Here is a 14,278-nt window from a genome sequence, read left to right as displayed (position 1 = left end):
ACCCCGCGATAAGCTGCGCGATGCCATCATCGTTGTTCTTGCGGCTCTGCGCGATAAAGTCGTCGTCATAGAGCGCGGCAGCGGCGGCGACTTGCCCCGCGAGATTGACATTAAACGGCGAGCGGGGCTGGTTGAGCAGGCAAATCACCTCGGGAGCGGCCACGCCGTAGCCCACGCGGAAACCCGCAAGGCCGTAGAGCTTGGAGAACGTCCGCAGACCGATCACCGGTGCACCCGCTTTGATCCACTCCGTAGATCTTGGGAACTCGGGATCGTCTTCCACATACTCGATATAGGCCTCATCCAAAACGAGAAACGCACGAGGAGGCAAGGCGGCGAGCAGTGTCTCGACATCGGCTCGGGAGATCACGGAGCCTGTGGGGTTGTGGGGATTGGCAACAAAGACCAAGCGCGTCTTGGGAGTGATGGCAGCGGCCATCGCCGCAACGTCGTGCTTCATCTCAAGAGGAGTCAGAGGCACTTTTACGGTTTTGGCTCCCGCCAGAGTCGCGGCGGCTTCGTAGAGAACAAAGGTCGGATCGCCCACCACGATCTCATCGCCCTCTTCGAGAAGCGAGAGGCCCAGCATGTGGATGACCTCATCACTGCCATTGCCAAAGATCAGAGAATCTGGAGAGACGGCTAGCTTCTCAGAGACGGCTTGTCGGAGTGCATGACAGGCACCATCTGGATAGAGAGCCAGTGTCGGCAGAATGGCTTGCAGCGCGGCGATTCCCTTCGGAGAGGGCCCAAGAGGGTTTTCGTTGGAGGCGAGCTTAATCACCTCTCCCATGATGCCTAGCTCACGCTTGACTTCGTCAATGGGCTTGCCGGGCTGGTAGGGGATAAGACGAGAAATTCGGTCAGAGACCAAGAGGCGTTCAGAGATCACGAGAAAGAGTTTACCTCATGCCCTAAACTTGGGAACCAATTTAGGATATAATTCTGTTTAGTGACTGGAAAACGACCTGTGAATGGACGATCATCTCCCCCTCCTCCCGCCCGCCGTACTAGTGCACCGACGTCGGTGCCTTCTCAGCCTGCGGGTCGCCGTCCCCGTCGCCGCAAGAAACGCGTGAATCCCTTACGGAAACTTTTTGGTTTTGTGGTTCTCAGCGGGTTGATTGTGGCGGCTATTTTGGCGGGAAAGAGCATCATTGGGATCGCGGGCACCAATACAATTGGGATTATTTCCAACCCAAAAAAGTTTTTCCCTAAAAACCAGCAAGATCAGATCACCGTCCTCTTAATCGGTAAAGACTACGAGTACGACAAGAACTACCAGCGCTACACCGGGAAGTCAAGCCGCGCGGACTCTATCATGCTCCTGACGCTGAACTTTAAAAATCAGCGTGCAACGGCACTCTCGATTCCTCGCGATACGCGCATTCGTGTGGCAGGTAAGACGGGCAAGATCAATGCAACCATCCGGGAAGATACCTACCCCAGAATCGCGGGACCAAAGCTTCTCTGCAATGCGGTTGAAGAAATCACAGGGGTACAACCTGACTACTATCTTGCCATTAAGCCGGATGCTGTCGGTAATCTGGTGGAAGAGCTAGGTGGTGTCAATGTTGAGACCATTGATGCGTTTGAGTACCACGACAACAAAGCGGGCCTGCATGTCAAGCTTCCCAAAGGAGCGATTCATATTGCCAATGCCAATGATGCCATTGGCTACTGTCGCTACCGTGAAGTGGATATCTATCAGCGCAACCCAGATGGCTCCCCGATTGCAACAGGCCGCACGACGTTCCGTCTCAAGCCCGCCGCCGAGATCGCCGCGCTCAATAAATGCCTTGAAAATGGCGACACGCGCCGCATGGCACGCCAGCAGAACATGATCCGTGCGATGATCGCTTCCGGGACAAAACAGTTCTATCGAGCGGACAAGATTGTCAATACCGCGTTCAAACAGTTCGATACCAACCTTAGCCACGACCAGCTTTTGGCGATTGCCTCGATCTTTCGGAGTGCCAAGCCCGATCAAGTTGCCTCCGCGACTCTCTCGGGGGAGTTTGAGAAAGTAAGGCCCTACTTCTTCATTCCCGATCGGCGTAAGACAGAGGCACTGGTTCAGTGGCTTGTGAAAGGCGATCAGCGTGCGGCCAATCGGGTCACGACGGTTGCCGTGCACAATGCTACCGATATCTCGGGAGCGGCCCGTCGTGCCGCGGAGATACTACGAGATCGTGGCGACTTCGATGCCAACTACGTGAGCGAGCCGATGGCGAAGGTGACTTCCACCACGATTTTATTTGCGAAAGCTACCAATAGATCGCGTGCCGATGCGGTGGCTAGGCTCTTGGGAGGCGGTTTGGTTCAAAAAGACACAGGGGTGGATACGACGGGAACCCTGAAAGAGGCCAAGCCCGATATCGTGGTCGTTCTAGGGCCAGATCTTGCCGAGCGTCTCGGTGAGCAGTCCGCACTGCGCTAGATGCCACGACTGGATGCCCTTCCTGCCACCATCGTGGCGATTACACGCGCCAACTCGCAAGCTCTCTGGGGCGTAGCCCAAGTGGCCGGTGAGACACACCAGCGCCCGTTTGTTGCCTACCCAACGCTCACCGGCCCTCTGGGTGTGGGAGATGCCATTGTCCTCAATGTGACTGCAACAGCGCTTTCTCTGGGAACCGGGGGAGTTGACTTTGTGATGTCCGGCCCAGCGCTCCCCGAAAGTGCGAAGCTCGGGCACATTATCAAGCTACGCTACACTCCCCTCCAGCACGCGGTAATGGCGACGGAGCAAGCTCTGCAAGCGCCTCTCCCGGAGACACTGGACGGCGTCCGCGTGGTGGCCTGTCTGCTCCATAGCCAGCTCGCACCCGTCGCGGCGGCGGCAAAGGCAACAAGTCCCAACTGTCGCGTTGCCTATATCATGACCGACTCGGCCGCGCTTCCCCTGGGATTTTCACGGCTCGTCCGCCAGCTTCAGGATGCAAGATTACTAGACACCACCCTGACCTGTGGGCAGGCATTTGGCGGCGATCATGAGTGTGTGACACTACCCTCCGCACTTTTAGTGGCACGGCACCTAGAGCACGCGGACTTGATCATTGTCGCACCAGGGCCGGGGAATGCGGGGACGGGAACGCGCTTCGGTTTCTCCGGGATCGAGCAAGCGTGGGTGCTCCAAGTGACCAAAGCGCTCGGGGGGGAGGCGATCTGTTGCCTCCGCGCCTCCGAGGCCGACCCACGCCCGCGGCACCAAGGAGTCTCGCACCATAGTCGGACTGTGCTCGGCCTTGTGGGAGGGCGGGTAACCGCAGGCTGGCCCAAAAATCTCACCTTACCCTCTAACCTAGAAATTGACTTCCAGCTTGCCGACCCACAGCCTGGCCTGTCTCTCCTCGTGGAGCGCGGTATTTCGGTGACGAGTATGGGGCGTAATGTCGCGCAGGATCCGGTCTTTTTTCAAGTCGCCGCGGCTTGTGGTTGTATTTGATACAATAACTTGATTGTGATAGAGTAGAACCATGTTATATACCCCAGATGATCCTGAGTTCGCGGCCTTGGAGAGCCGACACCGCTGGTTTGAGCACGTTCTTCTCGCGTCCTGGAACGAGATAGAAGTGCCTGATGAGACACCGGCCACACTCGACTGGCCGACCGTTCTGCCCCTGGGAAGCGAGTTTGACATCGAGGAAGTGGAGTGTAGCCTTGCCTACGTGGGGACTTCCGGCTATACCGCCACAGTCTGGGATGCCAGTGGTGTAGAAGACGATCTCCCCTGGGCAGTCTTTCTCGTGGATGACTTTGGGGCTCGCTTGCTGATGGAGTACAGTGTGTTTGAGGGCGAAGAAGAAGTGCCTGAGACTGCTCTAGAAGAAGCCCTCGCGCTTGCGGAGCGCGAGCTCCCTGACCGCTTGCTTTCAGGCGAGCTGGATCGTTCTCTGGAGCCGGTGACTATCCCCGAGTGGCTCCTCAACCCAACCTTTTTGGAGACAAATCAATGAACTTAACCGAGACCGTAACCGCGAGTGAGCGGAAGTATGAAGGGCGTGTCGTAAGACTTCGTGTGGACACTGTGACGTTGCCCAATGGGAAGAGTGGCAAGCGGGAGATCGTCGAGCACAGTGGTGCTATCGCCGTCGTGCCTTTGGATGCCAATGGCAATGTCTTGCTGGTTCGTCAGTTTCGCCTTCCCACCAATGGACTTTTGCTCGAAGTGCCCGCTGGGGGAATTGAGGACGACGAAGACCCCGCCGTGGCCGCGGCACGTGAGCTTGGCGAAGAAATTGGCTTCACGCCAGGAACGCTCATCCCACTCTACGAGGCCTATGTGGCTCCGGGCTACTGCACCGAAAAGATCTGGGGCTATCTCGCCGAGGATCTCACGCCGTGTCCTGATGCACACACCGACCACGATGAGTTTGTCGAGACGGTTCCCTTGAGCTTAGACGACGCGCTTGCCGCGATTGGCGACGGCCGGATTCAGGACATGAAGTCTATTGCCTGCCTGACAATGGCCCAGCGCCTTCTCGCATCGCGCTAGGATCTCAGGTACATCAGGTCCCAGAAGATCGCCGAGTAGTCGCCGCGGCTGCTCGGCTCTCGGACGGGGGTTACCTGAAACGTCCGGATGGAGGACCGAATGGACTCGGGATAAAAGATACGGTTGCTGAGCATATCCCGCTCCGCAGGGGGAAGAAGCTCCGAAATAGAAAATAGCCCAATGACACGTCGGTAGGTCTCCGCCCACGGTGCAATGGCCGCATCTTCAGGACGATCCCAGCGCAGAGCTGGAGTCACCCCAAAAGCGACAATCTGTTTATTGAGCCGTCCTTCTAGCTCCTGGAAATCCGTTGCGCTAGCGGGCAGAAACGTGACCGGGACATTGGCATAGTGCGCCATGGTGAACGGATCATCCGCCGCTAAAACGCCATCGGTATTGTTCTGGACGCGCTCCAAGTTTGCCCCACTTGGCCCGAGAAAGGCGTAGAGGCGTGCAGGCGCGGGGGCGGTGCGCAGGGCCAGAAGCTGGCTCACTCCGGAGACGCAGCAGGCGACAATCCAGAACAATAGGACTCCACGTGCATGAAGCCGGGGAAGACGGCGCGCATGAACGACTGTCTCCAAGAAGCCTGCGCCCAGTGTCATCACTAGCGGCGCATAGAACAGTAAGACACTGACACACTCCTCGGCAGAAAAGAACAAACTCAGCGCCGCCAGGTGGAGCGGCATGATCATAAACAGCAGGCGACGGAGCTGATTGAGACGGTGGTCCGCAAAGCGTATCAGGCTAGAGGCGATAAAGAGGATCAAGCCAAGCCCAAGCGTGGAGATCGCACGGGACAATACTTCGATGAGCGTTCGGCTGGACTTGCTGGCAACTTCGGAAACGCCCCCGTTGGGAAGATAGTTCATGATCGCCTTAGGAAGTGACCCCGAGTGATAAAGTGTCGTTCCAGGGTAGGAGTCCGTCCGCATGGCCAGCTCGATCCACCGGCTATGGTAGAGAGGATTCTTGGTGACTTTATAGGCGCGGGCAAGCTGAGGGACGGCAAAGATCCCCGCCGCTAGCAGGAAGACCGCGATCGCGCGGGGATCACGGCGCGTGACGCTCCAGACGTGCCAGATTAGAAACGGCAGGAGCAGGAGCCCTGAGTAGATCGTCAGGAACAGCAGCCCCCAGAGAGCACCGGCGGCAAGTGCCTGCCCGACAGATGCCCGTTTGTCCGAAGCACTCACATCCAGAGGTAAGAGTGCCGCGCAGAGCAGTGCGCCAAGAATTGCGAGGAGTAATCCGGGGCCGGGGGTAATCGTTGCCAGAATCGCCCCACCACTCCACACAAAAAAGAGAGCCGCCCAACGTGCATTTCGTCTGGGGAAACAGCGGGAGGAAAGCCAGAGAGTGGTGAGTCCGCCACTGAGCAAAAGTATGATCCCGAGAAGTGTCGTTGCCCGCTGGCCTTGTCCCCCCTTTGTTTCTTTGAGCACCTTCATGCTCACTGAAGCGAGGCCCGTATAGAGAATGCCGTGCCGGAGATCGGGGAGAGCACCATCGCCATACGAAACGAGCCGAGCGGCTTCTAAAGGCCGAATCAGGGGAGTTCCGAGGCGATTTGTTGCGGCAGTGTAGCGCGATGCCAGGAGCTGATCCAGCCCACTTTCGGAGAGCGGTGTGGGTGAGTTGAGCCGTGGAAGCAGGGCCAGGCAGGGAACGGCTAAGAGCAATAACAGCAAGACATTGCGAACCAGGCGGTTCATGGCCTAGTACGCTCCCTGGCGTTTCAGCACACTGACGACGGTTTTTAGCAAGATCTGGATGTCCATACCAATGGAGCGATGGTCAATGTAGTACATGTCCAGCTTAACGCGCTCCGTGTAGGAGACATTCTGGCGCCCACTCACCTGCCAGAGCCCCGTCAGACCTGGCTTTACCGAAAGAAGCTTCGTGCCAAACTCGCCGTACATCTCTAGCTCAGGAGGCGAGATCATGCGTGGGCCCACCAGCGTCATCTGACCCGAAAGCACGTTGAAGAGCTGGGGAAGCTCATCCAGGCTCGCGCGTCGCAGCTTATGGCCAATCTTGGTGACACGGGGGTCATCGCGTAACTTAAAGTCTTTCTGAAACTCGGCCATGAGCTCCGGATGCTCTTTGAGAAACTCATCGGCATTGGTCACCATTGTTCGAAACTTAAAGGCATCAAAGCTCTGGGGGACGCCACCTTCATACTTTTGAAGAGAAAGAACGCGTCTTCGGTGAAGAATTGGCCCTGCTGAGGAAAGACGAACCAATATAGCAAGAACGACAAAAACAGGAAAGAGCACTACGAGCCCAAAAAACGAACCGAGGATGTCAATCAGACGTTTAACGGCAAAATAGAGCATATTTTTGCTGGCAAAAGGCACAGAAGGGGCCGCAATTAATTGCTGGTTAGAATATACCTGGGTTTTCATCTCTGTGTGATCGTGTTCCTGTTTATACACTTTGTTTATATTGAGGCAATCGCTTGAGTATAGAGCTCAAGAAAACGCTTGGCGGCGCAATCCCAGCGGTGGTGACGTTCGACAAAGCGCCGTGCCGCTGCTCCGGTAGCTTGCGCACAAGAGGGATCACTGAGGAATCTTAGGCACGCCGAGAGAAACTCTTCCTCTGTCTTTGCAATCGCGATGCCGCCATCGTCTTCGGCATGTTGGAGTGCGCGTCCTGCAATCGGCGAAGCAACCACGGGGCAGGCCATCGCCATCGCTTCCAGGGCTTTATTTTGAATCCCAACACCAATGCGAAGAGGACAGATGGCCACACTTGCACGACTCAAGTAGGGACGGATATCCGATACATAGCCGGTCACCTCAATGGCAGGGTCTTGTGCAAGACGCTGAATGGCGGGACTTGGCTCGCTCCCAACAATAAGCCAGCGGAGATTAGGGCGCATCTCTTTGAGACGTGGCCAGAGAGTAGAGGCAAACCCTAAGGCTGCATCCTCATTGGCACGGTAGCTCATTTTTCCACTGAAAATAATCGTGTCGCTTTCTCGGGCTTGGTTTGGAACGGGCTGGAAATAATCCAGGTCCACCCCATTAGGAATGATCTCCGGACGTAGACTCGAATCGAGTAGCTGTAGCTCGTGGCAATCGTACGCGCTTGTCACGGCGAGCTGGTTGAACGGGGCATAGGCGCGAGGCTCCCATGAGCGCAGCTTGCTCCACTCCTCCCAGGCGATCAGCTTGTCCTTGGCACTCTCACCTTGCTCAAACATCTGGTGCTGTAGGGCCGTGATGCAGTCTACAGCATCCAGAACACACGGAAGATTTCCCAGAGCGGGCCGGATCGAAGATGCTCGCAGATGTTCGACGTGAGCGACATCGAACTGTTTCGTCTTGACAAGCTCTGTGATGCGTTTTTTTAACTCTGGCGGCTTGCAGTAGGCGACCGAAATAGGAGTGGGGGTGGGAAGAGCTAGCAAGCAGCGCAGTGCGGCGGCAGGTTTGCGCAGTGGCACCACGTGAACTTCCTGACACCAGGTTTCAAGCTCTGCACGTGCGCTCTCGGAGACCGGCGCATCTTCTAGCGCGACCAGGGTGATCTCACAGCCCAGTGGCGCAAGGTGACGCAAGATCTGGTAGGTGCGCACCCGAATGGGGGAGGGGACATAGGGTGAGATAAAGAGGAGCCTCACGGTGCGAGTACCTCCGCATAGTACTGCCGGAGCTGCACCCCGATAGCATCCCAGCCATAGCGCTCTTCCATTAACTTTCGACCATTTTCGGCGAGGCGTGCGGCAAGGTCCGGATCCGAGAGCAGACGCAGCGTCGCCGCTGCGAAGTCCTCCACCGTATCTGCCAATAAGATATCCTCGCCGTCTGTCACCTCTATTCCTTCCGCACCAATTGTTGTCGAGACTGTCGGTAGGCCCATGGCAAGCGCGTTCAGAATCTTGACCCGCATCCCTGACCCGGAGCGCAGTGGGACAATAAATGCTCCACAGTCTGTGCCATAAGGACGTACATCAGGTACTGAGCCCGTCACGGTTACCGCGTAAGCTTCCGCAAGCGCGAGTATCTCCGCCGTTGGTCGTGCTCCCACGACCATAAGTTTTGCCTCAGACTCTCTCTCTCTGATCTTCGGCAGAATCTCCCGACAAAACCAGGATATAGCGTCAATATTTGGTGGCCAGTACATGGTTCCGATCGAAACCAGTGTCTTGGAGTGCGTGGTGCGCGGGGAGGAGGCGAAATAATCCGTGTCGACCCCGATAGATAGTGTCTTTATTCTACCCAACTCTGCGCCGGCTAAATCCTGTAGGGCTTGCCTATCTTCGTCGGACACTGCCAAAGTGAGATCAGCGCGACGGAGAGCGGCTTGCTCAAAGCGTCGCAGACGCTTCCATTCTCCCGCTCCATAGAGGCGGATCGCGAGATTCTTAGCCGTTTGGGCAATGCGCTGGGGTATGCGATATTCCACGTTGTGCTGATCCAAAATCACCCGAGTCCCGGGCGTTTGTGCAGGGACAAACGCTGCCATCTGCAGATGATCTAGGTGAAGTGCCTTGTAGCTCCCCGTTGCCAGCTCACGCTCCACGGCAGCCTGCAGAGCGGGAGTGTGGTCACGACTCACGAGAAACGAGCGTCCCGTTAGCACCGCACTTCCCGCTGCCATGAGATTGGTGAGCTTGGTGCGCCGTAGGGGAATCATCTCAATGCCCAGCGCACAGAACTGCCGCAAAGGCTCGGCATTTTGGGCTTCCTCGGGTTTTCGGATCAGCGCCAGGAGCTTGATATCGTATGCCTGCGCGAGCTGTCGCAGAACATGATACGACTTAATCTGCCCCCCGCCTTCTAAGGGCCAGGGTAGCAGGTGGGCGAGAAACAAAACATGAGGCTTGCTCATGCGGCAAGCTCCCGCCAGAGAGAGAGTGTTCCCTCTGCCATCGCCTTAAGAGAGTAGCGCTTTGCCTGAGCGATCCCTGCATGAGAGCGCTCGCTCCACTCGTCGGCGTTGGTGAGTAGGCAACGAACGGTAGCGGCGAGCTCGGCGGGCTTTTCCGGATCAAAGTAGAGGGGAGCTGCTCCGAGAATCTCCGGCATCGGAAGGGCATTCGAGGCAGCAACGGGGGTTCCGGCCTGCATCGCTTCCAAGGGCGGGAGACCAAAGCCCTCCAACCGTGACGGGAATACAAAGACACGGGCAGTGGCGTAGGCATCTGAGAGTGCTTGATTGTCTAAATTGCGTAAAAGTTGGACGTTTTTCAGCCCGCGCCGCGCCACTTCTGTCTCGGCTGCTGCCGCGGTTCTTACCGTTGTGCAGACCAGCTTCAGGGTGGGGTTTAGATCGTCTAAGAGTGGCAGTGCCTCGTAGAGCGCCTCGATATTTTTCCGGGCATCCGGGGCGGCAATGGCCAGAATCGTCGTTGGCTCGCGCACCACACCCGCACGAGGCAGCGGGAGGGAGATTCCAAGAGGAACGACCAAAAAGCGCTGAGGGCTGCCTCCGAGCACAGAGGCGAGTTCTTGCGCTGAGCCCTGCGAAATCGTAAATACCGATGTGGCGGTACGTGCTGAGTGACGCATCAGGCCCGCCCAGTAGGCATTGAGGAGCCGCTGGCGCAGTGAGCGCTGCACCACTCCTTCCCATGGATAGCGCTTGAGGAGCAGGGCATCGTAGAGCAAGAGCACCGTCTTAGACGAAATGCCTACGGGTAAGTAGTTCACCGTGCCATGCACCAGATCCGGCTGATCTCGCTTGACTTGCTGCGCAAAAAGAGCAAAGTCGGTTTTGAGGCGTGAGCTACTGAGAATGCGCGTCTCAAAGGGAAGGCTAAAGTCCACGGGCCGATCCAAGTAGAGCAAGATCTCCACATCGGTGGATGCAAGCTCCGCGAGCCCTTGCACAAGAGCCATCACATACGAACGATACCCACCCGACTGCGGATGGGAGAGGGGACGGGCATCCAGTACGACTCTCATGCTCCCTGCTGTCTCCGCAATGGGGAGAGAAGGAAACGGGCGGTGGCGACCGCGCTGGGCAGTAGGCCAACGAGGGGCCCCTGAGTCAGACGGAAAAAGCGCAGACTGGAGCGCCACATGCGCCGCCGGGTCGCCTTCGGAACCGCGCGGCTGGAGCCACCTCCCAGATGGGTCACGGTGGAAGCGGGCACCAGCATCGTCGTGCCACCCGTGACGCGTTTCAAGCGATGGCACCACTCGGTCTCTTCGCTGTACATGAAGAATTTTTCATCGAGTAGCCCCGCTTTCTGAGCCGCGCTGGCCCGCACACCGTAGACCGCGCCCCCCACCCAGTCACAGGTGAACGGCGCGAGAGAGGCACGGGCAGTGGGATCGCTGAGCTGGGCATCTGTGTAGGGGCACTGACTACGCTCCAGCTCACCGGTTAGCTCGCTCTTGAAGCTCGGGAAGCGAGCCCAGCTTGGCTGAAGCGAGCCATCGACATTGAGAAGAAGCGAGCCTGCCACGGCTGCCTCAGGGTGTGCGTCTAGCGCGGCGACCAGCGCTTCCAGGGCGCCGTCGGGCACGAGGGTGTCGGAGTTGAGGAGCAGCCAGTAGCGACCTGTGGCTTGCTTGAGCGCGAGGTTATTGGCCTTGGCAAAGCCGAGGTTGGCTCCCGTACGGATCAGTGTCACCTTAGGAAACTCCGCCTCAACCAGCTCAGGACTACCGTCCGATGAGGCGTTATCCGCGACAAAGACCTCGGCATCTAGGTTTAGGTTGCGAATGCTCTCCAAGCAGTCCCGCAGGAGCGCTTTGGTGTTCCAGGAGACGATCACAATGGAGAGATCTCTCACAAGCGTGGCTCCAGGGGACGAGCCCAGCGTGGCTGCGGCACCACGCGCTCACTTTTCTTCTTCTTCCCACTCACATCGTCCCACTTCAGCCCTTGGAGACGCGCCAAGCTCACGCCAAACCCCACGAAGAGCCAGAGATAGACCGTTCCTCCGAATGACGCCATCCCACCGTTGTGGTAGCTGGGGAAGATATAGTCGCCCAGAAATGTCGAGGCAAACATTCCCCAAGCTCCCGCGTAGGTTGCCAGGAGCCAAGCCTTTTCCCACGTGCCGTTTGGCAGAGCTCTCCAGTAGCGGTACAGAGTCACGAGAGTCGCACCTTGTAGCCAGAGCAGCGTCAAAATACCTGCCCAACCTAGCTCGGAGAGTGTCTGTGCGTAGGTGCCGTGCGCTGATGTAAACGTGGTCGAGTTCCAGACGGCGGGAGAGCCGTAGTAGAGATTGAAGTTCTTGTAGTTTCCCAGGCCAATCCCCAGTGGGAACGCATCGGCATACTGGAAGGCAGCGCGTAGCATACGACTTCGGTCGTTCTCCAGCGCTCCGATCTCCTCACCCCGCAGAGAGGCGAGGCCCCAGTTCATGTGGCCACCGGCGTAGAAGTTCATCTTGTAGAACTTATCCCAAAAGTACTCAAACTTGAGAAGAACGATAAAGGCGATAAGCCCAACTCCCATCCAAAACAAGCGGCGCTTGGTATTATAGACCACGATAGCCAGCGCAACTCCACCCGAAAGCCAGCCAGAGACCCACTCTGCATTTTTGATAAATGCCCAGCCAAAGATAATCAGCGCGCCAAGCCCCATCCCAAGCTGTTGCCAGCGCCTCCCCTTGCCCGCCAGTGCCAGTGCCGCCATGGCCGCCATCGCCAGCATCTGCGGAAAAGCCCCGTAGCCCTGACCTGGCACAAAGACCGCAAGCCCATGGGGGTGCTCCATGGTATTGGCCCCCCCCTGAAGTGAGAAAATAAAGAGGAGTCCGCCCGCAAGTAAGAACATCACCGCCAGGCGCTTCTTGCCCCAGCGGGTGATGGTGTTTGCCAGCAGTAAAAGCCCACCGAGCGCAAGAACCCGCAAGGCCACTTCGAGGATGTTGACGGGCAGCGGTGTCCGTGAGACGAGACCACGCTCGATGGCACTATCCGTGAAGAGGATGCTGTGTGCCGTAGACCAGAGACAAACAAAAAGATAGGCAACAATAGGCGCTGTGAGAGGGGAACGGTAGAGGGGCCCTTCCTTTCGGAAGATACGTCGCAGGAGCCAGGCGGCGAGCAGTAGCATAAGCCCCATCTGGCTGAGTGCGAGTCCCTGCTCGCCGCCACCGCCTTGGCCTTGGGCAATTCCCGGTGTTTTAAAGAGAAACCAACAAAGCGCTACAAAGATCGTCATGCCGACTTCGAGATAGCTGGCAACCGTGACAATACCGACGATCCCTAAGACGACAATCGCGAGCCAGACCATTCCCTTCGTACCAGCATCCGCAGCCAACACACCGCCCAGCCCCAGGGCTGTCCCCAGAACGGCGGCGCCTCCCAGGAGCTTGAGCTTTAGCTCCGCTGCTCTGCTGATCAGATCCTTGGATGGGCTCTCGGAGTTGTCGCTCCAGATTGCTAGCTCGTCGTTATATTCGTTGCTTACCTTGCTCATTTTGTCACGAGGTTCAGTGCTCTCTCTAGTCGTCCCACAATTACATCCCAGTCAAAGCGCTCCTCCGCCAGAGTGCGGGCCTGCCCCGATATCTTCCGACTCAGCGCTTCGTTTTGTAGCAGCAGGACTGCTTTTTGGGCAAACGCATCCGGCGTGTCTGCCACAAACAGGTGCTCACCCTCCCGACTGCCCTCTAGTCCTGCCGCGCCAATGGTGGTTGCGACCACGGGAATCCCCGCCGCCCAGGCCTCCAGTATCTTCAGCCGTGTCCCGCCCCCTGAACGAAGCGGGGTCACGCAGACCCTTGCCTCCGCGAGAGTCGGCTTCAGGTCAGGGACAAAGCCGGTCAGCTGCACCTGAGGGTGGGTGACAAGCTCTGCGGGCGCGGACTCGGAGCGCCCTGTGACGATTAAGTGGGCTTCGGGCACTTTCTCTGTAATCTTCGGCAGGATGGTCTTCACAAACCAGAGTACCGCGTCTTTATTAGGAGAATAGGAAAGCGCTCCGTTGTAGATAAGCCTTCCAGGAACCCCTTTCGGCTTGGTCTGAAGGCAGAAATCTGCCGTCGCGACACCGTTGGGGACGACCGCGACGGCCTTTCCGCCTCCGACAATGGCTTCTACCGACAGCGCTTCCGCTTCCGAGACCGCTGTGAGGAGATCGTACCGAGCGAGCCGCCGCTGCCAGTAGCTCTTTCCCTTATGATACGTCAGCCAACGTGCCGTCCGTTCCCGACGGCTCATCGCGCGCCGCCAAGTCTGCTCCAGTCCGGAGAGCTCCACTTGATCCAGGATCACGGGGCAGGGGAGGACGTCAGGAAGATAGGCATCGCTACCTAGCTCCATGGCAAGAACTGCATCCGGTTTCCGCGAAAGCTCTTGCGCGATTGCCTCGACAAAAGCGGGGTTAGGTGTCTCCAAGATCGAGCGTGGTATTGCGGAGAAAAGCGCCTTGAGCGCCCCTTGTTTGCCCGTCGCACCGGGTTGATGCCAGACCCAGGGAACGATTGTTGTGGGAACATCGAGTGGAATCTCGCGGCCTATGGCATCGTCTTGCTGCCCTACCACAAGGCGCACGTCGTGGCGCTGTGCCAGGCGCTGAATTAAGTGCCAGGCACGAAGTCGCGACCCATTATCCGGCGGATAGGGAAACCAGGGTGAGACAATCAGCAGACGCATTGCGCTCCTATTGTCGGTCACAAAGTGCCTACCCTGCAACAATTACCTGGATATATTACCGGAAGTGAAAGTAGAGAACCGCGATATCGTTGCCCAGCGAGATGAAGTAGTGCATCAAGAAACACGGCAGAAACGACTTGTAGCGGATCGCGATGGGAGCGAGCAGGAGGCCACCGGCGAGCGACGACCAGAACTCTGCGGGGGG

Annotated in this window: 13 protein-coding genes; 4 read left to right on the top strand and 9 right to left on the bottom strand. The window is 57.7% G+C overall.

Annotated features, from left to right (window positions below; translation table 11 throughout):
- On the bottom strand, positions 1–892 hold an 892-nt coding region (locus tag AC1XOS_RS11670), incomplete at its 3' end, for a pyridoxal phosphate-dependent aminotransferase (RefSeq protein WP_481962395.1).
- Between the two features lie 78 nt (positions 893–970).
- On the opposite strand from AC1XOS_RS11670, the gene AC1XOS_RS11665 reads away from it, so the two are divergent.
- The 4 genes from AC1XOS_RS11665 to AC1XOS_RS11650 are packed head-to-tail and all read left to right on the top strand — an operon-like array spanning position 971 to position 4,498.
- Positions 971–2,440 carry an LCP family protein gene (locus tag AC1XOS_RS11665; RefSeq protein WP_481962394.1) on the top strand — a complete coding sequence of 490 codons (1,470 nt, stop codon included), beginning with the start codon at positions 971–973 and terminating at the stop codon, positions 2,438–2,440.
- Positions 2,441–3,448, top strand: coding sequence for a DUF3866 family protein (locus AC1XOS_RS11660; RefSeq protein WP_481962393.1), 1,008 nt, complete (start codon positions 2,441–2,443; stop codon positions 3,446–3,448). It begins immediately after the preceding gene.
- A 31-nt stretch (positions 3,449–3,479) separates the two neighbouring features.
- Complete coding sequence (locus AC1XOS_RS11655; protein ID WP_481962392.1) at positions 3,480–3,959, top strand: hypothetical protein; 480 nt, start codon at positions 3,480–3,482, stop codon at positions 3,957–3,959.
- Entirely contained in the window at positions 3,956–4,498 is a 543-nt protein-coding gene (locus AC1XOS_RS11650; RefSeq protein ID WP_481962391.1) for an NUDIX hydrolase, read from the top strand. The genes AC1XOS_RS11655 and AC1XOS_RS11650 overlap by 4 nt, the downstream gene beginning before the upstream one ends.
- Here the strand turns inward: AC1XOS_RS11650 and AC1XOS_RS11645 are convergent.
- The 8 genes from AC1XOS_RS11645 to AC1XOS_RS11610 form a co-directional block, all read right to left on the bottom strand.
- Positions 4,495–6,213 (bottom strand): hypothetical protein, encoded by a 1,719-nt coding sequence (locus AC1XOS_RS11645; protein ID WP_481962390.1) that lies wholly within the window; start codon positions 6,211–6,213, stop codon positions 4,495–4,497. The genes AC1XOS_RS11650 and AC1XOS_RS11645 overlap by 4 nt on opposite strands.
- 3 nt (positions 6,214–6,216) lie before the next feature.
- Positions 6,217–6,837 carry a sugar transferase gene (locus AC1XOS_RS11640; protein WP_481962389.1) on the bottom strand — a complete coding sequence of 207 codons (621 nt, stop codon included), beginning with the start codon at positions 6,835–6,837 and terminating at the stop codon, positions 6,217–6,219.
- 104 nt (positions 6,838–6,941) lie between these two features.
- Entirely contained in the window at positions 6,942–8,129 is a 1,188-nt protein-coding gene (locus AC1XOS_RS11635) for a glycosyltransferase (protein WP_481962388.1), read from the bottom strand.
- The gene (locus tag AC1XOS_RS11630) at positions 8,126–9,340 is read right to left on the bottom strand and encodes a glycosyltransferase family 4 protein (protein WP_481962387.1); all 1,215 of its coding nucleotides are present in this window, start codon (positions 9,338–9,340) and stop codon (positions 8,126–8,128) included. Before AC1XOS_RS11630 ends, AC1XOS_RS11635 begins: the two co-directional genes overlap by 4 nt.
- Positions 9,337–10,416, bottom strand: coding sequence for a glycosyltransferase family 4 protein (locus AC1XOS_RS11625; RefSeq protein WP_481962386.1), 1,080 nt, complete (start codon positions 10,414–10,416; stop codon positions 9,337–9,339). Before AC1XOS_RS11625 ends, AC1XOS_RS11630 begins: the two co-directional genes overlap by 4 nt.
- The gene (locus AC1XOS_RS11620; protein WP_481962385.1) at positions 10,413–11,234 is read right to left on the bottom strand and encodes a glycosyltransferase family 2 protein; all 822 of its coding nucleotides are present in this window, start codon (positions 11,232–11,234) and stop codon (positions 10,413–10,415) included. The genes AC1XOS_RS11625 and AC1XOS_RS11620 overlap by 4 nt, the downstream gene beginning before the upstream one ends.
- A 14-nt stretch (positions 11,235–11,248) precedes the next feature.
- Positions 11,249–12,895, bottom strand: coding sequence for an O-antigen ligase family protein (locus tag AC1XOS_RS11615; RefSeq protein WP_481962384.1), 1,647 nt, complete (start codon positions 12,893–12,895; stop codon positions 11,249–11,251).
- The gene (locus AC1XOS_RS11610; RefSeq protein ID WP_481962383.1) at positions 12,892–14,073 is read right to left on the bottom strand and encodes a glycosyltransferase family 4 protein; all 1,182 of its coding nucleotides are present in this window, start codon (positions 14,071–14,073) and stop codon (positions 12,892–12,894) included. The genes AC1XOS_RS11615 and AC1XOS_RS11610 overlap by 4 nt, the downstream gene beginning before the upstream one ends.
- Positions 14,074–14,278 lie beyond the last annotated feature (205 nt).

This window comes from Armatimonas sp., from assembly GCF_964826245.1.
The sequence above is the reverse complement of the archived record's forward strand: the minus strand, read 5'-3'. Positions and strand labels throughout refer to the sequence as shown.